Origin of the sequence: Methylacidimicrobium sp. AP8, assembly GCF_903064525.1 — a bacterium.
Lineage (GTDB): Bacteria > Verrucomicrobiota > Verrucomicrobiia > Methylacidiphilales > Methylacidiphilaceae > Methylacidimicrobium.
In genome coordinates, this window is the sequence record NZ_LR797830.1 from 423,658 (window position 1) to 445,548 (window position 21,891).

A 21,891-nucleotide genomic window follows, 5' to 3' on the forward strand; every position below is an offset into this window, starting at 1 on the left:
TCCTCGCACAGCCGCTCCGGGTTGGCGAGGAGATCCGGTCCGGGCGCCTTCCGGCCGGAGAGCGGGCGGATCCCCGGGCTCGACAACGAGTTGAGGAAAGGCCAAGATCGGAAGCTTCCCGCCGATGAATGCCTCCGACGCGACGATGGCCGTCTTCCTCGACCTGGAAAACATCGCGCTGGGCGCCCGGGAAGCGGCCTATCCCCGGTTCGACATCCGGAAGGTGCTCGAGCGGCTCCTCCTCAAGGGGCACATCGTCGTCAAGAAGGCCTACTGCGACTTCGAGCGCTACAAGGAGTTCAAGCGCGACCTCCACGAGGCGGCCTTCGAGCTGATCGAGATCCCGCACCTGAGCCAAGCGGGCAAGAACTCGGCCGACATCCGGATGGTCGTCGACGCGCTCGACCTCTGCTACACCAAGGGCCACGTCGACACCTTCGTGATCATCAGCGGGGATTCCGACTTCTCCCCCCTGGTCAGCAAGCTGCGGGAAAACGCCAAGACCGTGATCGGGGTCGGCGTCAAGAACTCGACCTCCGACCTCTTCCTCAACAACTGCGACGAGTTCCTCTACTACGACGACCTGGTCCGCGACGCGAAGGAAGCGCAGGAGGTCGCCGAGCCCCGGGGGAAGAAGCCGAAGGGGAAGACCGCCAAGCTCTCGGCCGACAAGGCGCTGCGGATGGTCGTCGAAACCCTCGAGGCCCTGGTCCAGGAGAGGGGCGAGGACGAGCGGATCTGGGGTTCGATGATCAAGCAGGCGCTCAAGCGGCGCAATCCGGGGTTCAACGAGCGGGCCTTCGGCTACCGCTCCTTCAACGATCTTCTGCTCGAGGCCCAAAAGAAGGGGCTCCTTCACCTTGAGCCCGATGAAAAATCGGGAGGCTATCTGGTCTCCCCCTCCGGGGCCGCTTAACGCGGCCCGCGCCGTCGCGGAGGAAAAGAGCGGGCGTTTTCCGGGCCGCGATTGACGGGCAGGGGCCGCGCGCGCTGATGCGACCATTTCTCACAAATTTCGTAGCCGAGGCGCCGCAAATGGGCTTGGGTGCGAGGCGGGCGCAGGTTTTCCACCGGAGCTGTATGAAGACATACTGCGAGCATGGAAAACCAAGCGGGAGCGAAGCAGACGAGCCCGTTTTGCCAGCCGTAGGAGAAAGCTTGCGAGAAATGGCCGCTAGTGTTGGCCGACTAGCTCCTTGATCGATTGGAGCATCTGGGCGAGGACCTCCTGGGCGTCCCCGTAGATCATCCGGCAGTTGTCGGCGGTAAAGAGGGCGTTCTCGATGCCCGCGTAGCCCTTTCCCTGGCCGCGCTTGATCACGTAGACCTGGCGGGCCTTGTCGACGTCGAGGATCGGCATCCCGTAGATCGGAGAGCCCTTGCTCGTCCGGGCCGCCGGATTGACGATGTCGTTGGCCCCGACCACCAGCGCGACGTCGGTCGACGGGAACTCTGCGTTGATCTCGTCGAGGCCGACGATCATCTCGTAGGGGACCCCCGCCTCGGCCAGCAGCACGTCCATATGCCCCGGCATCCGGCCGGCGACCGGGTGGATCGCGAACTTGACCTCCACCCCCTCCTCCTGCAGCCGCTTGGCCAGCTCGTAGAGCTTCTGCTGGGCGCGGGCCGCGGCCAGGCCGTAGCCCGGAACGAAGATCACCTTGCGGGCGTAGCAGAGCGTGGCCGCCGCGTCCTCGGGGCTGATCGGCTTGAGCTGGCCGGTCACCTGGACCTCCTCCTTGCCTCCCTCGCCGAAGTTGCTGAAGAGGATGTTCCCGAGCGAGCGGTTCATCGCGCGCGCCATCAGCAGGGTGAGCAGGCTGCCCGCGGCGCCCACGACCGTTCCGGCGATCATGAGGGCCGGATGGTTGAGGACGTACCCCTCGAACCCGACGGCGATCCCCGTGCACGCGTTGCAGAGCGAGATCACCACGGGCATGTCGGCCCCGCCGATGGGGAGCGTGATCAGGGCCCCGAAGGCCAGCGAGCAGAGGAAGAAGAGAGAGAGAAGGCTCCCGTTGGGGAGGAGGGCGGGCAGGGCCGTGGCCGAGGCGACCGCCGTCAGGAGCACGAGCCCGTTTCCGATCTGGAGGAAGGGCGGTCGCCAGGGCTTCGGCAGCTTCCCGTCGAGCTTCGCCCAGGCGATGAGCGATCCCGAGAACGAGAAGGAGCCGATGAAGCCGCCGGCGATGGCGACGGCCAGCCGGAAGTTGCTCGCTTCGGGGTGGGCCAGCAGCTCGATCGCCGAGATCGCCGCGGCCGCCGCCCCGCCCATCCCGTTGTAGAGGGCGACCATCTGCGGCATTGCGGTCAGCGGGACCCGCTCCCCCTGCCACCACGACCAGCCGACCCCCAGGGCGAGGGCCAGCGCGCCCAGCAGCAGGTTGACCGGCAGGCGGGGCCGGGCCTCCGCGCCCACGCCGAAGACGTAGAGGAAGCTCGCCAGCACCACCACCAGCATGCCGATCCCGGCGAGGACGATCCCCGAGCGGGCCGTGGCCGGCGAGGACATCCGCTTGAGGCCGTAGATGAGCAGGAAGGCCGTGGCCAGATCGCAGGATTGGAGGAGCCAGTCCATCGCTACCTCCGCCGCTCCGCCGCCTTGGACGGCTTTTCCGAGCGGAACATCCGGAGCATCCGGACCGTCACCACGTATCCGCCGGCGGCGTTGGCCGCGCCGAAGAGCACGCCGAGGAAGCCGATCGCCTGCTGGGTCACCGTCGTCGCGTGGAGCAGCGTGTAGAGCGCGCCGACGACCACGATGCCGTGGATGAAGTTGGAGCCCGACATGAGCGGGGTGTGGAGGATCGCGGGCACCCGCGAGATCACCTCGTAGCCCGTGAAGGCCGCCAGGAGGAAGAGATAGATGGCCAGGAAGCCGGTGAGGGTGGTTTGTCCTTCCATTGGAAAATTCTCCGGTCGAAGCTTGCGATCCTCAACCCACGCGGAGCAGATATCCGCGCGGATTCCAGGTGATGCCGAAGCTCTCCCGGCTCCGATCCGCCACGAAGCGGCGGTCTTCGGCCAGGAAGTCCGCCACCGCCTCGTAGGGGCCCGGGAAGGGGCCGTCGGCGATCCCGTGGTGGCAGTTGGTATCCTCGACGATCAGGTAGCTCCCCGGGCTGACCAGGTCGGCGTAGGCGCGGAGGACCCCGAGGGTGTTCTCGCGGGTGTGGTCGCTGTCCTCGATGAGGAGAACCGGCCCGGATGCTCCGATCCGGGCGGCGACCTCTCCGGCCAGCCGCTTGGCGTCCCCTTGGATCCAGGCGATTCGCGGATGCCGGCGGGCGCGCGGGTCGATCTTGCGCTGGTCGATGTCGATGGCGAGGATCCGCCCTTTGCCGAGCGCGTCCAGGACGTGGGCAAGGGCGAGCGTGCTCCCGCCGCGGTAGTTGCCGATCTCGACGACGACCTCCGGCTGGATCTCGTAGAGGAGCTCCTGGTAGACCCAGAAATCGAGCGGGCATTTGAAGGTGTGGACGCCGAAGTAGGTCGTTCCGACCAGGATCCGTGCCTGCATCCGCTCGAGGACCCTCCGGAGCGGCTCCTCGAGCCGTTCCTCCATGGGCGGCCACGAGAGTGGTGGCGTTGGCGTCATGCGCGCGAGTCTAGTGGAAGCGGCTTCCTTTCGCCAATGGCAAAGAGCGGGTCGGGATCCGGCCGCGAAATTCCCTCAGGCCGGCTCGCCCGGCTTCTCGGCCTCGATCCACTTCACGATATCAAGGTAGACGTTCTCCTCGCCGGCGATCCGGAACCCCGCCGCCTTCACGTTGCCGACCGTCTCCCGGTTGAGGGCGGGGCCGATCCGCCGCGAGAGCGGGGTCATCACGTCGAGGAGGACGCCCACCGGGCCGATCCGGCTCCGGACGTGCTCGAAGAGGAAGAAGCGGCCGCCGGGCCGGAGCACCCGGTAGACCTCCCGGAGCCCCCGCAGCGGATCGGGGACCGAGCAGAAGGTGCAGACCGAGAGCGCCTGGTCGAAGGAGCCGTCGGGGAAGGGGAGCCGCTGGACGTCGGCCTGGCGAAGCTCGATGCCCGCGGGGTGGCCGGCGGCCTTGGCGGCCGCCCGGGCCAGCATCTCCGGGCTTAGATCGATCGCCGTCATCGCCAGGTCGGGCGGGAGGTAGCGGAAGTCGTTTCCGGTCCCCGCCCCGATGAAGAGGAGCTTGCCCCGGCCCCGGAGCCGGCCGAAGAGCCTCCGCTTCTCCGGGCCGAAGCGCCGGTCGTCGGCCCAGGTGAGCCGGTCGAAGAACCGGCTGGCCGCGTCCCATTTCCGGCGGGCCGAGCCGGCGGCCTCGGCCGGCTCTTCGCCCGGCCCGTTGACCGGCCCGCGCAGGATCCGGTCGTAGAGGCGGAAGCCGGCCACCGAGGCCGCCCCGAAGAGGGCGCCGACGCCCAGGGCCTTCGCCCAGCCGGGAGAGCCCGCGCCCATCGAGTCGCGCATGGCGAAGAGCATGCCCCCGTACATGCCGATCCAGGCTCCGGGAACCATCGTCTGGAACATGCCCAGGAGGGGGCCGAGCAGGGCGCCGAGCAGCAGGTGGATCCCCATGCCCAGGGCCATGCCCAGGAGCATCGCAAGCACCATGTCGAACCCGGGGGAGATCAGGCTGCGCACCGCGCCGGCGACCAGGACCCCGGTCGCCATCCCCGCCAGGTAGTCGCCCAGCGTGAAGAGCGGGGAAGGGACGGGAGGGGTTTCCATCGGCCTGCCGGCCGGCCGCGCGCCGGTCGCCGGACCATTCTCTCTCCGGGGCCCGCTCCCCTCAAGGCCGAAAAAGGCGGATCGCCGGCGGCGCGGCCGGCGAGAGGATCTGCTTGTCTCGGCCGCGCCTTCCCCGGCATGATGGCGGCTCCGCACCGGAAACACCCGCGCAAGGAGCTATCCATGAACCCGTTTTCCGGCATTCTTTCGACGCGGCGCTCGATCGGCCCCTTCTTCCTGCGGCTGGGCCTGGCCGTCGTCTTCTTCCCCCACGGGGCCCAGAACGTCCTCGGCTGGTTCGGCGGCAAGGGATTAGCCGGCGCCACGGGCTTCCTCCATGGCTCGCTCCACATTCCGGTCGTGCTGGCCCAAGCCGCCCTCTGGACCGAGCTGCTCGCCCCGCTGGCGCTCCTGGTCGGGCTCTTCACACGCCCGGCCGCCTTCGCGCTAGGCATGACCATGGCGGTGGCCGCGGTCCTGGTCCACCTCCGCTACGGGCTCTTCATGAACTGGTACGGCACCCAGGCCGGGGAGGGCGTCGAGTTCCACATCCTGGCGGTCGCCGGCTGCCTCTGCCTGCTCTTCACCGGGGGAGGCTCCTTCTCCCTCGATCACCGGATCTCGGGGGAGATCTGAAGGCCCCGGGGGCCGGCTCTCCTCGACCGGCTCGACGTGAACCGTGACCGAGGCCTCGGGCACCGCCCGCCGGACCGCCTCCTCCATCCGGTCGCAGAGCCTGTGCGCTTCCCGGACGGCCAGCGATCCGGGAAGGCCCAAGGTAAGGTCGACGAAGACCGCCCGGCCCGCCCTCCGGCTGCGCAGCCGCAGCACGCGGGCGAACGCGGGCCCCTCCCGGGCGAGGTTCTCCTCGATCGCGGCCACCGTCGCGGGGGCCAGCCCCTCGTCGATCAGCCCGCCGAGCGCGTCGCGGACGATCCGGTAGCCGGTCCAGAGAATGTTCCCCGCCAGGAGCAGCCCGAGCAGCGGATCGAGCAGCCAGAGGCCGGTCAGCTGGGCCGCGGCCAGGCCCGCGGCCATCCCGAGCGAGGTGATCCCGTCGGTCCGGAGGTGGAGCCCGTCTGCCGAAAGAGCGGGGGAGCTCTCCTTCCGCGCCCGGGCCAGCAGGTAGGATCCCAGCAGCCCGTTGACCAGCGTCGAGGAGACCGAAAGGACGATCCCCTCGGCCAGCCGGGGGAGCGGCTCGGGCGCAAAGAGGTGGCGGAGCGCGGCGGCCAGGATCAGCACCGCCGCCACCGCGATCAGCCCTCCCTCGAAGCCTGCGGAGAGGTACTCGGCCTTCGTGTGGCCGTAAGGGTGGTTGCGGTCCGGAGGGGCAGCGGAGACCCGGAGGGCGAGCAGGGCCGCCGCCGCTCCCGCGACGTTGACGACCGACTCGAGGGCGTCGGAGTAGAGGGCGACCGAGCCCGTCAGCCGGTAGGCCAGGAACTTGGCGGCGAGGACGAGCAGCCCGATCCCCAGGCTGAGGGCGCCGGCTCCCGTTGCCGTCATGATTCGGAGGCTAGCCCTCCCCGGGCGATCCGGCAAGCCGGGCGGAGGCCGGTCAGGCGGCGGCGGCGCAGAGGCCCTGCTTCTCGGCCAGCCGCCGGAAGGGGCCCTCCCTTTCCAGGAGCTCGGCGTAGGTCCCGGTCTGGACGATCCGGCCGTGCTCGAGCACCAGGATCCAGTCCGAGGAGGCCAGGGTCGAGAGCCGGTGGGCGATCAGGATGACGGTCCGCCCCTTCTCCAGCGATTCGATCGAGCTTTGGATCTGGGTCTCGCTGTGGGAGTCGAGGTTCGAGGTCGCCTCGTCGAGGATCAGGATGGGCGCGTTGCGGATGAAGGCGCGGGCGATGGAAAGGCGCTGGCGCTGGCCGCCGGAGAGCCGGACCCCCCGCTCGCCGATCTTGGTCTGGTAGCCGTTGGGCAGCTGCAGGATAAAGTCGTGCGCGCCCGCCATCCGGGCCGCGGCCTCGACGTCCGCCGCGGTGGCGTGGGGGTTGCCGATCGCGATGTTCTCGGCCGCGGTCAGGTTGAAGATCACGACGTCCTGGCTCACCAGGGAAAAGAGCCCCCGGGCGTCCTGGAGCTTGAGCTGCCGCAGGTCGTGGCCGTCGATCCGGATCGCCCCCGCGACCGGATCGTAGAACCGGAGCAGGAGGCTTGTGATCGTCGACTTCCCCGCTCCGCTCGGCCCCGCGATCCCCACCTTGGCCCCCCGCGGGACGGTGAAGGAGATGTCGTCGAGCACCAGCCGGTTGCCGTAGTGGAAGCTGACGTGGTCGAAGACGATCCCCTCCCGGAACTCCCGGATCGGAACCGGATGGTCCGCCTCCCGGACGGTCGCCGGGGTCTCCAGGAGCTCCGTCAGCCGCTGGGCGCTCATCGCCCCTTCCTGGATCTTCACGTTGGCGTCGGCCAGCCGCCGGATCGGGGCGAAGAAGAGGAGGGCTCCGTTGGCGACCACCGCCATGTTGGCGATGCTCACGTGCTGCCAGACGACCACCAGGATGAGCAGGGAGAGGGCGAAGCTGGCGATCACGTCGATCGAAGGGCTCACCAGTGAGCTCGAGGTGTTCATCTTGGCACTCTGCCGTGCCAGGTCGTTCGCCTGCTTCCGGAACCGGTCGGCGTTCCGCCGCTCGAGCGAAAAGGCCTTGATCACGTGGACCCCCGCCACCGACTCCAAGAGCAGGTTGTTCTGCTCGACCGCGGTGGAGACGATCTTGGCCGCGCTCCGGCGGATCTTCCCCGAGAGCATGACTGCGGGGATGATGCAGACCGGGATCAGCAGGCCCGCGACCAGGGTGAGCCGCCAGTCGATCGCCGCGCAGGAGACGAGGATGGCCAGCAGGGTGAAGGGATCCTTGGTGACGTCGGTGAAGAGGATGCTGATCGACTGGTAGAAGCCCTGGGTGTCGTTGAGGATCCGCACCGAGAGGTCCCCCGTCGTCGAGCGGTGGTAGAAATCCATCGAGAGCTCGTGGAGCTTCTCGAGCACCGCCGTCTGGAGATCGGCGACGATCCGGCCGGCGGCCAGGTTCATGAAGTAGGCGTTGGCCAGCCGGAAGCAGCCGCGGACGAGCGCGACCGCCGGAAGGAGCAGGAGCCCTCCGACAACCCGCTTGGCGTCGAGCGGGGCGCCCATCATCGGCATCCACTGCCGGAGCGCCTCGAGCATCGTGGCCCGGGAATGGTGGGAGGAGCCGGCCGCCGGGACGGGGTTGCCGAGGAAGTTGTCGATCGCCGCCTTGAGCACGAAGAGGTAGGTCCCGTTGATCGAGGCGAAGATCAGGCCGGTGAGCACCCCCGCCGCCAGGATCTTCCAGTGCCGGCGCAGGAAGGGCGTGGAGAATCGCAAGACCTTCCAGAGCTCCCGCATTTCCTTCCTTTATCAAGTCCCGCCCATGGCGAAGCAAGCGGGATTTCTCCGGGGGGGCCCGCCCCCCTCACGCCCGGCCGTAGCGGTCCTCGAACCGGACGATGTCGTCCTCGCCCACGTAGTCCCCGCACTGGACCTCGATGATCACCAGGTCGATCAATCCGGGGTTCTCCAGCCGGTGGACGATGCCCGCCGGGATGTAGGTCGACTCGTTGGGCCGGACCAGCCGCTCGCTCTCCCCTTGGGTCACCTTGGCCGTGCCCGACACGACGACCCAGTGCTCGCTCCGGTGGTGGTGCATCTGGAGCGAGAGCGCCCTCCCCGGCCGGACGACGATCCGCTTGATCGCGAAGCGCGGGCCCTCTTCGAGGACGGTATACGTCCCCCAGGGCCGGTGGACCGTCCGGTGGAGCAGGTGAGCCGGGTGTCCCTCTTTCCGCAGCTCGGCCACCACGGCTTCGACCTCCTGGTCCCGCTCCTTGTTGGCGATCAAGAGGGCATCGGGCGTATCGACCACCAGCAGATCCCGCACCCCCAGCAGGGCGGTCAGCCGGTCCGGCGCATGGACCACGCAGCCTTCGGCATCCCGAAGACGAGCCTCCCCCGCCACCCGATTCCCCCGGCCGTCGGCCGGCAAAAGCTCGGCATAGCTCGACCAGGAGCCGACGTCGCTCCAGGAAAACGGAGCGGGAACGACCGCCACCTTCCGGGCCTTTTCCAGCACCGCGTAGTCCAAGGAGACCGCTGGCAGGGAGCCGAACTCGGGCGGCAGCTCGCCGACCCCGTCCCTTTCCCGGATCCCCGCCACGCACCGCTCGACCCCCCGGTCGATCTCGGGCGCCCATTCGGCCAGGGCCGCCATGAGCGCATCGGCCCGGAAGCAGAAGATCCCCGCATTCCAGAAGTGGCGGCCGGAAGCCGCGAAGGCTTCCGCCCGCCCCCGGTCCGGCTTCTCGATGAAGCGGGCGACCGCGTGGCCCAAAAAAGTCTCCTCCCCGATCGCCTCCCCCCGCTCGATGTAGCCGTATCCGGTATGGGCGCTTCGGGGCACGATCCCGAAAGTGACCAGATACCCCCGCCGCGCCAGCTCGACCGCCTGGCCCACCGCCCGGCCGAAGGCGGGTCCTTCCTCGATCCGGTGATCGGCGGGAAGGACCAGGAGAACGGTTTGGGGGCCGGCCCGCTCGCGCAGCCAGCAAGCCGCCGCGCCGATGGCCGGGGCCGTGTTCCGCGCGATCGGCTCCAAAAGATAGCGGAGCGCCCCCTCCCCGGCCGCGTCCCGGGCCTGGAAGAGGTAGTCCCGGTGGAGGACCGCCACGGGCGCGGCCGCCCCGGGCAGCGACCGGGCCTGGGCGAGCGCCCGTGCAAAGAGGGAGCGGCCGTCGGGCAGCTCGAGAAAAGGCTTGGGCCTCCCCCTCCGGGAAAGGGGCCAGAGGCGGGTTCCCGCTCCCCCCGCCAGGATGACCGGAACCAGAGAGTCGGTGTCCATGAAATTGCTGCTTTCCGGCTACCCGAAGGCCGAGCCTTCCGGCCACCCGCGGCGACTCCTTGTAAGAGATTTCCCAAGCAAAGGCAATCCGGATCCCCGGACGGCCTTGCCGGTTGGGCCGCGCGGGATCTATCGTCCCACCGGAAAGGATGCCCACCGACGCCATAGAGACGCGGATGGCCCGTTTGGAAGGGGCCTATGAGCACATCGACAAGCGGCTGGGGACGGTCGAGCAGCGGTTGACCCTGGTGGAGACCAAGCTCGACGGCCTCCGCCGGGACATCGACCAGCGCTTCGAGCGCGTCGACCAGCGCTTCGAACGGATGGAAGGTCGCTTCGAACGGATGGAAGGTCGCTTCGAGCGGCTGGAGCAGTCGCTGCGGACGCAGTTTTACTGGGTGATGGGGTTGATGCTTTCCCTTTTGGCGCTGGGGCTCTTTCGGCATTAGGGCGGCCCTCTGGGCCGTCTGTTCTCCAGGAGCGTAGTTGCCGGTTGCGCGGGGCTGATCTATCGTCCCACGGGAAGGCATGCCCACCGATACCATAGAGACGCGGATGGCCCACTTGGAAGGGGCCTACGAACAGATCGATAAGCGGCTGGGGACGGTCGAGCAGCGGCTCACCCTGGTGGAGACCAAGCTCGACGGGCTGCGCCGCGATATCGACCAGCGCTTCGAGCGCGTCGACCAGCGCTTCGAACGGGTGGAAGCTCGCTTCGAGCGGCTGGAGCAGTCGCTGCGGACGCAGTTTTATTGGATTGTGGGGCTCATGGTATCGCTCCTGGCGGTCGGCCTCTTCCGGCACTAGCAGCCTGTCGTTCCGTGAACTCCGCCGGACCTTCGAGGAAGGGCGAAGACCGCTTCCCGGCGCGCGCGTTGTGTCCGTAATGGAGGCAAAGCCGCATCGTGCCAGCCTCTTCGGCAACCGCTGGGCTACTCCTCGAGCATGTCGCGGGCCGGATGCCGGACCTGCGGGCTTGCGCCTTCCTGGCCAAGACCGCGCGGGATGCGCTGCTTAGCGGCTATCAACGAATCGGCCTTGGAAAGGAAATCCCGGAAGTGATCAGCGGCCATGCCGCAGACGGGAATCCCACGCGCGCGCCGCATCTGGCCATCATTCCCTTATCCTTCACGGGCTTTCCTTATGCGGATGGCCACGTGCTGGGCCTTGCGTTCGTCCCGCCGCGCCACAGCGCAATCCTGGAGGAGGAGAGCTTCCGCAAGGTGCTGAGAACGCTTGCGCCGATGGATGAAACGCGCGGGCGGCGGGTCTTGACGCTCAGGACCAAAGAAGGGACGCCCTCCGGCCGGGCCTTTTCCATCGGCCTTTCTCCGACCTTCGAGCCGCCCGCAGGCAAACGCTCCCTCGACCCGGCGTGGTACACCCGCCCGTCGCAAACGTTCGCCACGGTCACGCCGATTGCGGCGGACCGGCATCTCAAGGAAGAAGGAAAGGCGCGCCCGGAGGAACTCGCGGCGCAGATCGCCAGCGCCTGCCGCAACATCAATCTGCCCGAGCCGGAAGCGATCGTCACCGACAACCATTCGGCCATAGAGGGGGCGCCTCCGGCCTATCCATCGGGGAAATCGCCGGCCTGGATGCGATGGGGTCTGCCCCGATCGCTGGCCAGTCGTCCACTCACCCATGCGGTCATCCGCTTCGCTCAGCCCATCGAAGGTCCGGTGATTCTCGGAGCGGGACGTTTCCTGGGACTGGGGCTCTTCCGTCCTCTCGATCCGGAGGAATGATCGTGGCATCGCCGGACGATTTTGCGGCCTTCTTTGAAGAGGTTCACGGCTACCGGCCTTTCCCTTGGCAAACGCGCCTCCAGCGTCTGGTGGCCGAAAGCGGCCGATGGCCGAGGGTACTCGATTTGCCGACCGGCTCGGGCAAGACGGCGGCGATCGATATCGCCATCTATCATCTTTCGCTCGAAGCGGATCGCGGGAAGGGGCGGCGTGCTCCCGTCTGCATCGCCTTCGTGGTGGACCGGAGGCTGGTGGTGGACGACGCCTTCCTACGCGCGCAGAAGCTGCAAAAAGCACTCGCCGCTCCGCAAGGTCCCGTCACCGCGCGCGTGGCGCAACGCCTGAAAACCCTCTCCGGTGAGGGCCCGCCTCTGATCGCACGCCGCCTGCGCGGCGGCATCCCGCGCGAGGACAATTGGGCGCGTACCCCTTCCCAACCGACGATACTCTGCTCGACCGTCGACCAGATCGGCTCGCCCCTGCTCTTTCGCGGCTATGGGGTTTCCGATTCCATGAAGCCGGTTCATGCCGGCCTCATCGGGTCGGACTGTCTGATCCTGCTCGATGAGGCGCATCTGGCCGAGCCCTTTCGGCAAACGCTGGAATGGGTGCACGGATATCGGGGGAAAAACTGGCGGGAGGCGGAATACGCCGCACCCTGGGGAGTCGCCCTTCTTACCGCAACGGCCGGCCAGACACCGCAAGAGGTCTTCCCGCTTGAGGATGAGGACAGGGTGCACCCGGTTTTGGGGAGGCGTTTGAATGTTTCCAAGCCTGCGCGTCTTGTGGAAGCGGCAAAGGGAACAGCAAAGGGGGAAGAAGCTGCTAGCCCCGCGGGTGACGAGGCGGAAGAAGGCGACAGTGACCTTGGCCGCCGCATCGCGGCCATCCTCAAAGAAGTTCATGCCTCCATCGATCGCTTCCGCGGCGCTCCTCCCCCCGCCATCGGCGTGGTGGTCAATCGCGTCGTCCGTGCGCGGGAGGTCTTTCGGCAATTGCGGGAAGAGATTGGCGCGGAAGAAGCGGATTGCCTCCTGTTGATCGGTCCGAGCCGTCCGGTGGATCGGGACAACGTTGCCGATCAGCTTGCGTCGATCCGGACCGGCGCCGAACGCACGCTCCAAAAGCCGCTTGTCGTCGTTGCTACGCAATGCATCGAAGCGGGCGTGGATATTGATCTCGATGCGCTCATCACCGAAGCCGCCCCGTTGGACGCACTACGCCAGCGCTTCGGCCGTCTCAACCGTGCGGGAAGAGATATCCGGCCGTATGCCGTCATCCTTGCCGCGAAATCCGATCTTTCCGCGCGAACCGACGATCCGGTCTACGGCAAGGCGATCCGGCAGGCATGGGATTGCCTACAGGAGGCGGCGGCTGCGAACGGCAGCGATCCGATCGTGGAGTTCGGTCTGCGCGATTTCGCTGTCCGCATGGAAAAGGACGCCCTTTCTAGGAAAGACGACGCGCCTGTTCTCCTGCCCGCCCACCTTGACCTGTTGAGCCAGACATCGCCCATCCCGGCGGCCGATCCGGAGGTTGCCCTCTACCTCCATGGAACATCCCGCCAGCCGGACGCGATCACCATCCTTTGGCGCGGCGACATCGATCCGAAGAACCAGAACGACGAGCAGGTCCGCCGCCTTCTGCTGCTCGTTCCGCCCCGCTCAGCCGAAGCGATTGCCTTGCCGCTCTGGGCGGTGCGCCGTTGGTTGGAGGAACGCGGGCAAGCCCTGGCCCATGTTTGGGGGAAGGTCTTGTAAGTCGTTGCGAGACAGTACCCGTCATTTCCAATTGGCACTACAGGGGCTATTTTTGCCCTTTGCGGTCGGCTACGGCTCCCGGGCAGAGATGCGTAAGGCGGAGAGGATTTGCCGGGCCTGATGATTCGCGGCGGTGACCCCGCGACGTTTTTCGCTTCCGAAGGAGAAATCCACCAGATGGATGGTTCGGAGGGCAACCCAAGCTTGCTCGCTGGAGAAGGGCAGATTGGCCGCCTTGAGCTTCTTCTCCAGGAGCCGGTCGAGCAGGAAGGCCAAGGCGGCGACGAAGACGTGCGCCCGCACCCGTTTGGGATTGTGGTGGTAGATCGGACGAAGCTCGAGCACGTCCTTGAGCTTCCGGAAGGCTCTTTCCACCTCGGAGAGCTCCTTGTAGGCCCGGACCGCCTCGAGCGGGGAGAGATCCTTTTCCTCGGTGAGGATCACGTACTTCCCCTCCAGAAGCTTTTCGGTCTCCACCGGCTCTTCGGACACTTGGAGCTTGCCTGCCCGCAGACTCCAGCGGAAGTAGCGGTGGCCGCGATGGAGAGAGAGGATTCGGGCGACGGAGCTGCCGATCTCTTCCCGATTCCGAAGCTCTCCTTTTTCGATACGCTTGGCGAGTTTGCCCAACTCTTCCCGGGTCTTCGTGACATCCCTCTCCCGCATGGCCTGCTCGTAGGCCCGCCGCTCAGCGCTTTCGACCACGACGATCCGCTGCCCGGGAAGCGCTCCCTCGACTTCGCAGACCCGATCCTTTTCCTCCGGAGAGCAGGGCTGCCAGGAACCGCTCTAGGCCTTGCGGACATACTCCAAGACCTCCGGGCTCCTTCGTCGGCGTAAGCCGACCAAAAACCCATGCCCCTGGCTCCACAGGAAGCCCAAGTTGGCCATGCTCACCATCCCCCGGTCCCCGACGAAGACGATCCGACGCAACCCGAAGCGTTTCTCCAAATCGGCGACGATCGGCAGAACTGTTTCCGAATCGTGCCGATTGCCCCGGAAGACATGGTGGGCAATCGGCCAGCCATTGGCCATGACGACTCCCAAGAGGATCTGCCGGTTTCCCTCCCGCTGATCCCGGCTGTAGCCGTATTGAGCCAAACCCTCGGGGCCTTCCCCTTCGAAATAGGAGGAAGTCAAATCATAGAAGACCATCTCGGGCTTAAGAGAAAAGAGATCCCGCAGCCGGGCAAAGAGCCCTTCCTAGGGTCCGCTCCTTCCGCCCTATGAGCTCGTCAAGGGTCCGGTACCACGGCCAAAGGAAGCGGTGGTCGACCCGAACTCGGCCATTCTGCTTCCAGACCGGCCGGATCCGCTCTCCTCTCCCGTCGGGAACGTAGCCGGTCTCCAGCCACTGGGCCAAGGCGTGTTCGCTCCCCGGGGACAAGAGCCGGTTGGCCACAAGGACGAACGCCCGTTCGCCAAGCGAGAGCCCTTTACCCCTCCCGCGCTTCTCCCCCAAGAGCTCTTCCATACCCAGCTCCTTCCAGAGATGTCTGGCGACAAGCGTTGGACCCCAAACTGTGGATTCCTGAGGCTCAAGCGCTCTCCGAGAAGCCGGCGCGCTCCGCCCGAGCAACTCCGCGAGCCGATCCAAGTGGGGTGCCAAGAGATCCTTGCGGCCAAGAGTCGCGACAATCCGCTGCTTGACCTGTCCCTTTTCCCGGTAGCTTTCCACCAAGCGGACATACTCCGCCTCGCTCCCGTCCTTCCGACGCAACCGCAGGGTGCGCAGAAACATGAAATAGCATTACCGGTCGTCACCGTGAATCGCAAGCACAAAAGGCCACTTTCATGCGGCCAAGTTGTTCACAGTGTGGCACTACATTTTTGCAAAATGTCCTTCCCCAACCCTGGAGCCGTCGTCAAAAAGGCCGCTTTTCACCAAACATGGGCCGGTAGGCGCGGGGTGAACGTCGTCGGCGACCGGAACCTCTTCGAGATCTTTTGTGCCGCTCGGCCCAGCGACGTCGCTCTTCTGGCCATGTTTGCCGCTGAACCGCGGGATGGGCTCTGCGCGGAGGGCCTGATCTTGGAGGGAAACGGGGGCTCGCTCTACACTTTGGGTGCCCTGGCGGACGAAAGCCCGTCCGGAGAGATTCACTTCTTGAAGGCGGCGGGCAGTGGATGGCCGGGCCGTCTTCTTCGCCGCTTTCCTTTTTCCCGGGCGAAACCCTGGATCGTACTCCTGGAAAGGAGCGGGGACCCGGGGGAGGAGCAGAAGGCCATCGGGGAGGAGTTTCTTCTCTCTCGGGGGTATGCTCTCATCCGCTCGGACGGCCACAGCCGCTTCTATCTCGCGCGGGAGCGGTCGGAGAAGAGGGCGTGGCTGGAGGAGGGCGTCGGCGCGGGCGACGATTTCATTCCCTTCCGTCATGCGGAGGAGATCAAAGGGCTCCGGAGGGAGCGGGCGGAGCTGCTCCGGCTGACGCAGCGGCTTTCCCAAGAAAACGAGCGATTCCACCGGGCGCGGAGCGCGAGCCCCCTGCGGCGGCTGGAGCGGAGGATGCGCGGCATGTTTCGCCGGAAGCCCCACGGCGAGAAGGAAGAGCCGTTGCCGCCGATTCCCCGGGAGGCTACGGCGGTGGGGGCATTGGAGGTGCGCCGTCTTTCGGGAGTAGGGAGGTATGGGGACCGGTTGCCCGGGAAGCCGCGCATCCTGGTCCTGCAGCTCGACCATATCGGGGATTTCGTGTCAAGGCTGCCGGCATTCGGCCTTTTGCGCTCGCTCTGGCCGGAAGGGGAAATCGACCTGATCTGCGGTCCCTGGAACCTCCCCCTGGCCAAGCGGTGCGGCCATTTCCAGCGGATCCTCTCCTTTTGCTTCTTTCCGGCGGAATCGGGCGATTGGAGGCCGAGTCCGCCCAAGCTGCGGCGGATCGGGTCGGATTTCGCCGCGATCGCCCGCGGCCTGGGCGAGTACGATCTCGCGATCGACCTGCGGATGGGAACCGAGACGAGATTTCTCCTGGGGTTCGTCCGGGCGAGGCTCCGGGCGGGATTCTCGGCTCCCGAGGCCGATGTCTTTCTGGACATTGCCCTGCCGGATCCCCGGGTCTTTGCTCCCGGGGAGAAGAACCGGCATGGGCTCAACTGGGAGATTTCGGCCCTCCTGCTCGTCCGCGCGGTGGAAGCGGCCGTGGTGCCGGCGGCGGCTCCTCCGCGGGAGAGGCCGCGAGGAGCACCAAGGCCCGAGCGCTTGGTCGCGGTCGCCCCGGGGGCGGGAAGCACGGCCCGGCAGTGGAGCGTCGGCCGCTTCTCGGAAGTCTGCCGGAAATTGGCGGAGGAGCACCAATGCTCGATCCTGCTACTGGGCGGCGCGGGCGACCGAAGGGATGCCGAGCGGATCGCGCAGGGCATCCCCTCGGAGCGCTGCCGCAACCTCGTCGGCGAGGTCGGCCTTGAGGAGCTTCCCCGGTATCTCGCCGAGGCGCGGGTGCTGGTCGGCAACAATTCAGGCGTGAGTCATATCGCGGCTTCCCTCGCCGGCATTCCCGTGGTGATCCCCTATTCGGGCACGGTCGACTTCCGGGTCTTCCATCCGGTGGGGGAAAGGGTGAGCGTGCTCCGCGTTCCCACCTCCTGCTCCCCCTGCTCTCTCTTGCGGGCGGAGGAGTGCCCCTATGCGATGGCCTGCCTGGAGAGCATCCCCCCCGATGCGGTGATCCGGGAAGTGCTCTTTTGGCTCGGGGAAGAGGCCGGCTCGGATGAAGAGCCGTCGCGAGGCCGATGAGGGGAAAGCTCGAAGGGAGCGCATGGGTTTGGGATTGACGGGAACGCCGGAGCGCCTTAGTCAGCGAGTCGTCCCTCTTTTTCCCAGCGAAGAAAGTTGATCATGCCTACCGCGTCGCCGAAAGTCCGGCCGGGAATCTGTTTACTGCTTCCCGCTTCGCTGGCTCCGTCCGCCCAGAACGGGGCTGGTTATCTCGATCTGGCGCGGCGGCTCGCCTCCTCCGGCCGGAGCGTCACGCTCCTTCAAGCGGGCGATCCGGCCCAATCCCTTCTCCCGGTCCCCAAAGGCGCCGAAGCACTTCCCATTCGGTGGGCAGCGCTCGATGAGCCCAAGGTTCCCTTCCTCGAAGGCCACTGGGGTCCCCGAGCCCGCGAGTCCTATCTCGCTTTCCTCTGGTTGCGGGGGCGGGAGGAGGAATTTGACCTCGTTTATTTCCCGGTGCGTTCCGGGATCGGGTATTTCGCTTCGGTCGCCAAGCGGCAAGGGCTGGCCTTTGCGCGGACCAGACTCGTGGCCGGAGGGGACCCAGGCGAGGAAGAGCCCGAAGACCTCGACGCGCTGGAGACGACCTTTCTGGAACGGGAAACCGCCCTTCGGGCCGATGCGGTTCTTCCCGCTGGCGAGGAGGGGCTTTTTGGCTGGCTGGAGTCCATGCGCGAAGACCCAGTGGAGGCGCTGCCGGCGGAGCCTCCTCCCCTGGTCAGCATCTGCCTCGTCCATCACGACCGCCCGCAGCTCCTGGCGCAGGCGCTCGATTCCCTGCGTGCGCAGGACTATCCGCATTTCGAGGTTGTCTTAGCCGATAGCGGGAGCGAACGGCCGGAATCCGCCCTTTTCCTCGAAAACCTGGACGCCGAGTTCTCCCAAAGAGGCTGGCGGATCCTGTGGCTGGAGAACCGGGGACCCGGCGCCGCCCGAAATCTCGCCGCAAAGGCGGCGCGGGGGGAATTCCTGCTCTTCATGGACGATGACAACGTCGCCCGACCGGAGGAACTCTCGACCTTCGTCCGAGTGGCCCAGCGAACCGGCGCGGATATCGTAACCTGCGCTCAGGCTGTCTTCCAGGGAGAGGAGCCTCCAGCGCTCAAAACCCCGCCGGATCGCGTCTGTGTCTTTCCCGGTTCCTTTCTTCCCATGGCGCTCTTTCGGAATTGCTTTGGCGACACCAACGCGTTGATTCGGCGGCGGGTATTTGCCACTCTGGGCGGTTTCCACGAGGATGCTTGCGTCGAGGATTGGGAGTTCTTCATTCGAGCGTGCCTTTCCGGGTTCCGGCTGGAGGCGATCCCACTCCCCCTCTTTTTCTACCGGGTCCAGCCTCGGAGCCGTTTCCGTTCGCTCTCCCCGCGTACGATCCGTCAGACAGTCCGGCGTCCTTACCGGGAAACTCTCCCACCGGCCTTATCCGGCCTCTTTTCGCTGGCCCAGGGACAGGCCCTGCGGATCGAGGCGCTGGAAGCCGAGGTGCGCAGCCTCTCCGAGGCGCTCCGCCTCCCTCCCTCTCTTCCCGGTCCGACGAAGCGGCCGGGGGCCTTGCGGGAGATCGAGCGCACGGTACGGAATGCGCGCAAGGCCCTCCTTCGCTTCCTGGCGGGCGCAAAGCCCTCTCCGCCGCCCGCTTGACCCAGTGATCGAGGGCCGGGTAAACTCCGCCCTGTCATGGCCGGCGCGCCAACCCAAGAGACCGATCCTCGAGACGTATTTTTGGCGAAGGTGGTGGGCGGCCGTTCGTTCGCGGAGGTCGGCGGCCTTTGGGGAACGGTCAACGAGAGGATTTCGGTGGCACACCGCCTTGGAGCGGGATCTCTGACGATGATTGACGCGGCCCCGGCGGGAGATCTCGGTTGGACGGCTTTCGAAGAACGAATGCGGAAGTTCGGGGTGCCGGTGGTCACCTGCATGAGCTCCGACGTCATTCGGCTCGCCGAGGCGCCCGATCCACCGCTCTTCGATGTGGTCCACTGCTCCGGGGTCTTGTATCATGTCCCGGAGCCGCTGCGGCTCTTGCTCGCGCTCAAGCGGCTCACTCGGGAGCATCTCGTCCTGACTTCTGTGGTTGCTCGCAGTGAATACCCCCATGCGGCGGGGCTCCTTCGCGTGCCGGAGGCGGCGTGTCTTTTCCTGCCTGCTCTGGAAGGGGCCGAAAAGGAGGCGGTTGGCGGCCACTGGAAAGGACTTGTCGGGGACGGGGCGGTGGGGTTGACGAAGGAGAATCGGACTTGGCGAGTCGAAGACTTTGGCCCCTGGTGGTGGCTTCCGACGCCCCAGGCACTGCGGGCGCTCTGTCAAAGCGCGGGTTTTCATCTGGTCGAGGAGGGCGAGTTCTGGGAAGGAAATGCCTGGACCCTGTTGCTCTCGGCTCGGCCCACGGTGCCATAGGCCGAACGGTCGTGTTGCTCGGGACGGGCTGGAAAGCAATTGATTCCGCTTGCTTCGGCCGTTACGGGACGGGAACCTCGGGAACGGGGACCGGTCTGCTTGGCGCGGAATCTCCTCTTGGTGCAGTTCGGCTCTGGATCTCGATGGATGCCGGCCGCAGCAGCCGCTCGAGCGCACGCAGGTTTTCCGCATACATCGCAAAGCTTCGCTCGTTGATCCATGCATTGAGGCGGATCTTTCGGTGATCTCCCTGGAGCCACTCCTGGTAAATCGCCTGGAGATGGGGAACAGCCTCCTCCCAAAGGGGCTCCGCCCAGAGAGCTCCCTTGCGATAGACACGGAAGTCGCGAGCAATAGGGACAATCCGGTAGCCGACGAGCCGCGCGTTCTCGGGAGTACAATAGTCCATGTTCCCGCCGTAGGCGGTGGCTACGACAGGCTTTCCCAAAGAAAGCATCTCGGCGATCGGCAAGCCGAAACCCTCGCTGGAATGAAGCGAAATGAGCGCCGTCGAAGAGAGCAGCAGGCCGAACATCTTGGCCCTTGGGATCCGGGAGGGGTAGATCCGCACGTCGGGTCGTCGCTCCGTTTCGGCACGGAGCCGCGCGAAGTAGTCGGCGTCTCCTTCGACATCGGTAAGTTTCAGGCAAAGCAGCCGGTCTTCCGCCGGTTCAGGAAAGGCTCGTGTGTAGGCCTGGAGGGCCAAAAGCGGATTCTTCCGCTCCGGATCGGAAAGGAAATCGGCGGCGGTCAGGAAGACACATTTCCCCGTAAGGCCGAGTTCTTCCCCGAGCGACGGGTCCGCCTGCCGGATCATCGACTCCAAGTCGAGGTTGTGCCAAGCAACCCGCGTCGTCTTGCCGGTCGCTTGGCGGAAGACCGCCGCATTGAATTCGGACGGACACCAGATCTCGTCCACGTGAGCCGATGCTTCCACGGCGCCCGGCGGGGCTTCGAGAAGCTCCCAGGCCCAGAAGGCGACGCGGGGCTTTGGCCGATGGAGGATTTCCGGATGCCATCGGAGCAGGTCCCCCATCAGGTACCATTGGGCATGGAGGATGTCGATCTGCGCTCGATTCGTGGGAAGGCTAAATCGGATAGCTGACGTTTCTTCACCAGCCCAGTGGCCCGCCTGCGCGCAGATTACACGATGGGGATAGCCGAGGCGCTGCAGCGCCCGGACCGTGCCGCGAGCCGCCTCGGCGAGGCCGAGCGGCTTGAGAAAGTGGCCATACACATGGATTAGGGGCTTTTCATCGACGGAAATCCGAGGTCGGCGCTCGTCCCGGCTCCGCCCGAGGAGCCAGTTGCGCAGGCTCCGCGCGAGTCGGAAGCGGGATCGCCGTCGGATGAGGCCCCGCCTGTGTCGGAGCCATCGTTCCACCGCCCGCCGCAGATGTTTTTCCCATCCTTGCTCTTGGGTCCACCAGCCGTGCGAAGGGAAAAGCGAACCGAATCCGGCACCGGTCCGCCCCACGCTCTCGAACCAAGTGGCCAGATCCTGGAGGAAGAAGCCCGATTCGCACGGAAAAGTCTGCCGTAGCGCTGGGATCGAGTCCAGAGAGCGGCCCAGAAAGATCGGCAGCCAGGGGTAGGTCCGGTCCGGGAGCTGAAGGAACTCCAAGACAGCTTCCTCGATGGAGCCACCTTGCCAGCCCGCTCGCGCGACAGCCTGGAATGCCGGCTCTTGACGCAGCCAATCGCGGAGAAAGCTGGGGATCGCATAGCCGCCGCTCAGCCCGAGGCGGGAGCCGGCTTGGCTCCATTGCTCCACCCTTTCGGATCGCAAAGAGCAAACATAATCCTCGAGGAGCGCCAAGACGGCGGGAGGGATCCCCCGGGTTCGGAATCGGGTGTCCCATCGGGAGAGGATGTCCGGCTTCCGCCAGTCGAAGCCGCTGAAATGAAAGAAGCGGACGGGTAGCCCTCCTGCGCACCGGGGAACCTCCCCTGGCTCCCAGGAAAGGGGGTGATGGGGAAGGTTCCAATAAGCGAGGTTGTATCCCGGATGACGCAAGATCGAGCTCTGGGCAACAAAACAGGGGGCGTAGTTGAGCCACGCTTGGTCGTGGCAACTGGGCGGGAGGCAGTCGTGGGCGAGCGTCCGCTCCCACCATTCGAGGAAAGAACGGGTCTCTTGTGTATCCCGCATGGCGAGAAAGCCCCCGTTAAAGCTGCCGGAATGACGAATGATCGCGTCGGTCGGCAGAAGACCGTCTTGAGGTAGAGGGTGCGTGAGATGCGGGGTTAGCACAAGGGCGTGCCGGGAGAGAGCCTCCTCGACCTCCCGAAATTCCGAATAGACCTTAATGTCGGCATCAAGGTAGAGGACGACATCGAAACCGTCGGCGAACAACCGGCGGAAGCCGAAGGGCTTGATCGAGTTGGTTGCCTCGAAAATCTCGTACCATACGAAGCGGCTGGACAAGTCGGGGAGGCCGAGCTCCTCGATCGATCTTTGCACGGCAAGCCCGTCGGTGAAGGCCGGAGGCCCGCCGTCTCGATCGACGACGAAGACGTGCCGCACCCATCCGGGGTTGTGCCGAGCGAGGCTTGCCAACATCACCCGGGCGTGGGCGATTCGGTCGGGAGTTGCTAACGTAAAGACGGCAACGCGGTCTAAGTGTGGATGGAAGCCCACAGAACGGTTATGACCTCCTGCTCGTTGCCAGCCAGCGTCATCGAAAAAACTCTACTC

18 protein-coding genes and 2 pseudogenes are annotated in these 21,891 nt (G+C 66.2%); 9 read left to right on the top strand and 11 right to left on the bottom strand.

Going from position 1 to position 21,891, the window contains the following annotated elements; translation table 11 throughout:
- Nucleotides 1-124: 124 nt before the first annotated feature.
- Nucleotides 125-916 carry an NYN domain-containing protein gene (locus tag MTHMO_RS01905; protein ID WP_202213282.1) on the top strand — a complete coding sequence of 264 codons (792 nt, stop codon included), beginning with the start codon at nt 125-127 and terminating at the stop codon, nt 914-916.
- Nucleotides 917-1,174: 258 nt separating this feature from the next.
- Here the strand turns inward: MTHMO_RS01905 and MTHMO_RS01910 are convergent, their stop codons facing one another.
- The 4 genes from MTHMO_RS01910 to MTHMO_RS10790 all read right to left on the bottom strand — a co-directional run bounded on the left by MTHMO_RS01910 (nt 1,175) and on the right by MTHMO_RS10790 (nt 4,705).
- A complete protein-coding gene (locus tag MTHMO_RS01910) occupies nt 1,175-2,578 on the bottom strand; it encodes an NAD(P)(+) transhydrogenase (Re/Si-specific) subunit beta (protein WP_202213283.1) in 1,404 nt (467 codons plus the stop codon).
- A 2-nt stretch (nt 2,579-2,580) separates the two neighbouring features.
- Nucleotides 2,581-2,904, bottom strand: coding sequence for an NAD(P) transhydrogenase subunit alpha (locus tag MTHMO_RS01915; protein ID WP_202213284.1), 324 nt, complete (start codon nt 2,902-2,904; stop codon nt 2,581-2,583).
- 31 nt (nt 2,905-2,935) lie between these two features.
- Nucleotides 2,936-3,598 carry a CmcI family methyltransferase gene (locus MTHMO_RS01920; protein WP_237394702.1) on the bottom strand — a complete coding sequence of 221 codons (663 nt, stop codon included), beginning with the start codon at nt 3,596-3,598 and terminating at the stop codon, nt 2,936-2,938.
- Between the two features lie 75 nt (nt 3,599-3,673).
- Nucleotides 3,674-4,705, bottom strand: coding sequence for a class I SAM-dependent methyltransferase (locus tag MTHMO_RS10790; RefSeq protein ID WP_237394703.1), 1,032 nt, complete (start codon nt 4,703-4,705; stop codon nt 3,674-3,676).
- Between the two features lie 183 nt (nt 4,706-4,888).
- Between MTHMO_RS10790 and MTHMO_RS01930 the strand changes: the two genes are divergently transcribed.
- Nucleotides 4,889-5,341, top strand: coding sequence for a DoxX family protein (locus tag MTHMO_RS01930; RefSeq protein WP_202213285.1), 453 nt, complete (start codon nt 4,889-4,891; stop codon nt 5,339-5,341).
- A 33-nt stretch (nt 5,342-5,374) separates the two neighbouring features.
- Here the strand turns inward: MTHMO_RS01930 and MTHMO_RS01935 are convergent.
- The 3 genes and pseudogenes from MTHMO_RS01935 to MTHMO_RS01945 all read right to left on the bottom strand — a co-directional run.
- Nucleotides 5,375-6,214, bottom strand: a pseudogene (locus tag MTHMO_RS01935) (cation diffusion facilitator family transporter); the annotation flags it as partial.
- 52 nt (nt 6,215-6,266) lie between these two features.
- Nucleotides 6,267-8,084 carry an ABC transporter ATP-binding protein gene (locus tag MTHMO_RS01940; RefSeq protein WP_202213286.1) on the bottom strand — a complete coding sequence of 606 codons (1,818 nt, stop codon included), beginning with the start codon at nt 8,082-8,084 and terminating at the stop codon, nt 6,267-6,269.
- A 67-nt stretch (nt 8,085-8,151) separates the two neighbouring features.
- On the bottom strand, nt 8,152-9,573 hold the full coding sequence (locus MTHMO_RS01945) for a mannose-1-phosphate guanylyltransferase/mannose-6-phosphate isomerase (protein WP_202213287.1): 1,422 nt from the start codon (nt 9,571-9,573) through the stop codon (nt 8,152-8,154).
- Nucleotides 9,574-9,722: 149 nt separating this feature from the next.
- Between MTHMO_RS01945 and MTHMO_RS01950 the strand changes: the two genes are divergently transcribed.
- The 4 genes from MTHMO_RS01950 to cas3u all read left to right on the top strand — a co-directional run bounded on the left by MTHMO_RS01950 (nt 9,723) and on the right by cas3u (nt 13,081).
- Complete coding sequence (locus tag MTHMO_RS01950; protein ID WP_202213288.1) at nt 9,723-10,022, top strand: hypothetical protein; 300 nt, start codon at nt 9,723-9,725, stop codon at nt 10,020-10,022.
- Nucleotides 10,023-10,101: 79 nt separating this feature from the next.
- Nucleotides 10,102-10,380 (top strand): hypothetical protein, encoded by a 279-nt coding sequence (locus MTHMO_RS01955; protein WP_202213289.1) that lies wholly within the window; start codon nt 10,102-10,104, stop codon nt 10,378-10,380.
- 98 nt (nt 10,381-10,478) lie between these two features.
- Nucleotides 10,479-11,321: a type I-U CRISPR-associated protein Csb2 gene (gene csb2, locus MTHMO_RS01960; RefSeq protein WP_202213290.1), complete on the top strand. Its 843-nt coding sequence runs from the start codon at nt 10,479-10,481 to the stop codon at nt 11,319-11,321.
- Nucleotides 11,318-13,081 (top strand): type I-U CRISPR-associated helicase/endonuclease Cas3, encoded by a 1,764-nt coding sequence (gene cas3u, locus MTHMO_RS01965; protein ID WP_202213291.1) that lies wholly within the window; start codon nt 11,318-11,320, stop codon nt 13,079-13,081. The genes csb2 and cas3u overlap by 4 nt, the downstream gene beginning before the upstream one ends.
- Before the next feature lie 69 nt (nt 13,082-13,150).
- Here cas3u and MTHMO_RS10795 read toward each other — a convergent pair.
- From MTHMO_RS10795 to MTHMO_RS10805, 3 genes and pseudogenes are all read right to left on the bottom strand, one after another.
- Nucleotides 13,151-13,804 (bottom strand): annotated as a pseudogene (locus MTHMO_RS10795) (IS1634 family transposase); the annotation flags it as partial.
- Between the two features lie 66 nt (nt 13,805-13,870).
- A complete protein-coding gene (locus MTHMO_RS10800; protein ID WP_237394704.1) occupies nt 13,871-14,236 on the bottom strand; it encodes a transposase in 366 nt (121 codons plus the stop codon).
- Between the two features lie 7 nt (nt 14,237-14,243).
- Nucleotides 14,244-14,822 carry a hypothetical protein gene (locus tag MTHMO_RS10805; RefSeq protein WP_237394705.1) on the bottom strand — a complete coding sequence of 193 codons (579 nt, stop codon included), beginning with the start codon at nt 14,820-14,822 and terminating at the stop codon, nt 14,244-14,246.
- A 168-nt stretch (nt 14,823-14,990) separates the two neighbouring features.
- Here MTHMO_RS10805 and MTHMO_RS01975 point away from each other — a divergent pair, with 168 nt between their 5' ends.
- The 3 genes from MTHMO_RS01975 to MTHMO_RS01985 all read left to right on the top strand — a co-directional run bounded on the left by MTHMO_RS01975 (nt 14,991) and on the right by MTHMO_RS01985 (nt 19,193).
- Complete coding sequence (locus tag MTHMO_RS01975; protein ID WP_202213292.1) at nt 14,991-16,814, top strand: glycosyltransferase family 9 protein; 1,824 nt, start codon at nt 14,991-14,993, stop codon at nt 16,812-16,814.
- 102 nt (nt 16,815-16,916) lie between these two features.
- Nucleotides 16,917-18,437 carry a glycosyltransferase family 2 protein gene (locus tag MTHMO_RS01980; RefSeq protein WP_202213293.1) on the top strand — a complete coding sequence of 507 codons (1,521 nt, stop codon included), beginning with the start codon at nt 16,917-16,919 and terminating at the stop codon, nt 18,435-18,437.
- A gap of 36 nt (nt 18,438-18,473) precedes the next feature.
- On the top strand, nt 18,474-19,193 hold the full coding sequence (locus MTHMO_RS01985) for a methyltransferase domain-containing protein (RefSeq protein WP_202213294.1): 720 nt from the start codon (nt 18,474-18,476) through the stop codon (nt 19,191-19,193).
- Nucleotides 19,194-19,254: 61 nt separating this feature from the next.
- Here the strand turns inward: MTHMO_RS01985 and MTHMO_RS01990 are convergent, their stop codons facing one another.
- Nucleotides 19,255-21,834: a glycosyltransferase gene (locus tag MTHMO_RS01990; protein ID WP_202213295.1), complete on the bottom strand. Its 2,580-nt coding sequence runs from the start codon at nt 21,832-21,834 to the stop codon at nt 19,255-19,257.
- Nucleotides 21,835-21,891 lie beyond the last annotated feature (57 nt).

What these genes read in the sequence shown, in the direction of transcription:
- cas3u (WP_202213291.1), top strand. Translation starts at nt 11,318, where the DNA reads ATGATCGTGGCATCGCCGGACGATTTTGCGGCCTTCTTTGAAGAGGTT.
- MTHMO_RS01915 (WP_202213284.1), bottom strand. Translation starts at nt 2,904, where the DNA reads ATGGAAGGACAAACCACCCTCACCGGCTTCCTGGCCATCTATCTCTTC.
- MTHMO_RS10800 (WP_237394704.1), bottom strand. Translation starts at nt 14,236, where the DNA reads ATGGTCTTCTATGATTTGACTTCCTCCTATTTCGAAGGGGAAGGCCCC.
- MTHMO_RS01980 (WP_202213293.1), top strand. Translation starts at nt 16,917, where the DNA reads ATGCCTACCGCGTCGCCGAAAGTCCGGCCGGGAATCTGTTTACTGCTT.
- MTHMO_RS01930 (WP_202213285.1), top strand. Translation starts at nt 4,889, where the DNA reads ATGAACCCGTTTTCCGGCATTCTTTCGACGCGGCGCTCGATCGGCCCC.
- MTHMO_RS01910 (WP_202213283.1), bottom strand. Translation starts at nt 2,578, where the DNA reads ATGGACTGGCTCCTCCAATCCTGCGATCTGGCCACGGCCTTCCTGCTC.
- MTHMO_RS01940 (WP_202213286.1), bottom strand. Translation starts at nt 8,084, where the DNA reads ATGCGGGAGCTCTGGAAGGTCTTGCGATTCTCCACGCCCTTCCTGCGC.
- MTHMO_RS01955 (WP_202213289.1), top strand. Translation starts at nt 10,102, where the DNA reads ATGCCCACCGATACCATAGAGACGCGGATGGCCCACTTGGAAGGGGCC.
- MTHMO_RS01950 (WP_202213288.1), top strand. Translation starts at nt 9,723, where the DNA reads ATGCCCACCGACGCCATAGAGACGCGGATGGCCCGTTTGGAAGGGGCC.
- MTHMO_RS01905 (WP_202213282.1), top strand. Translation starts at nt 125, where the DNA reads ATGAATGCCTCCGACGCGACGATGGCCGTCTTCCTCGACCTGGAAAAC.
- MTHMO_RS01920 (WP_237394702.1), bottom strand. Translation starts at nt 3,598, where the DNA reads ATGACGCCAACGCCACCACTCTCGTGGCCGCCCATGGAGGAACGGCTC.
- MTHMO_RS10805 (WP_237394705.1), bottom strand. Translation starts at nt 14,822, where the DNA reads ATGTTTCTGCGCACCCTGCGGTTGCGTCGGAAGGACGGGAGCGAGGCG.
- MTHMO_RS01945 (WP_202213287.1), bottom strand. Translation starts at nt 9,573, where the DNA reads ATGGACACCGACTCTCTGGTTCCGGTCATCCTGGCGGGGGGAGCGGGA.
- MTHMO_RS01985 (WP_202213294.1), top strand. Translation starts at nt 18,474, where the DNA reads ATGGCCGGCGCGCCAACCCAAGAGACCGATCCTCGAGACGTATTTTTG.
- MTHMO_RS10790 (WP_237394703.1), bottom strand. Translation starts at nt 4,705, where the DNA reads ATGGAAACCCCTCCCGTCCCTTCCCCGCTCTTCACGCTGGGCGACTAC.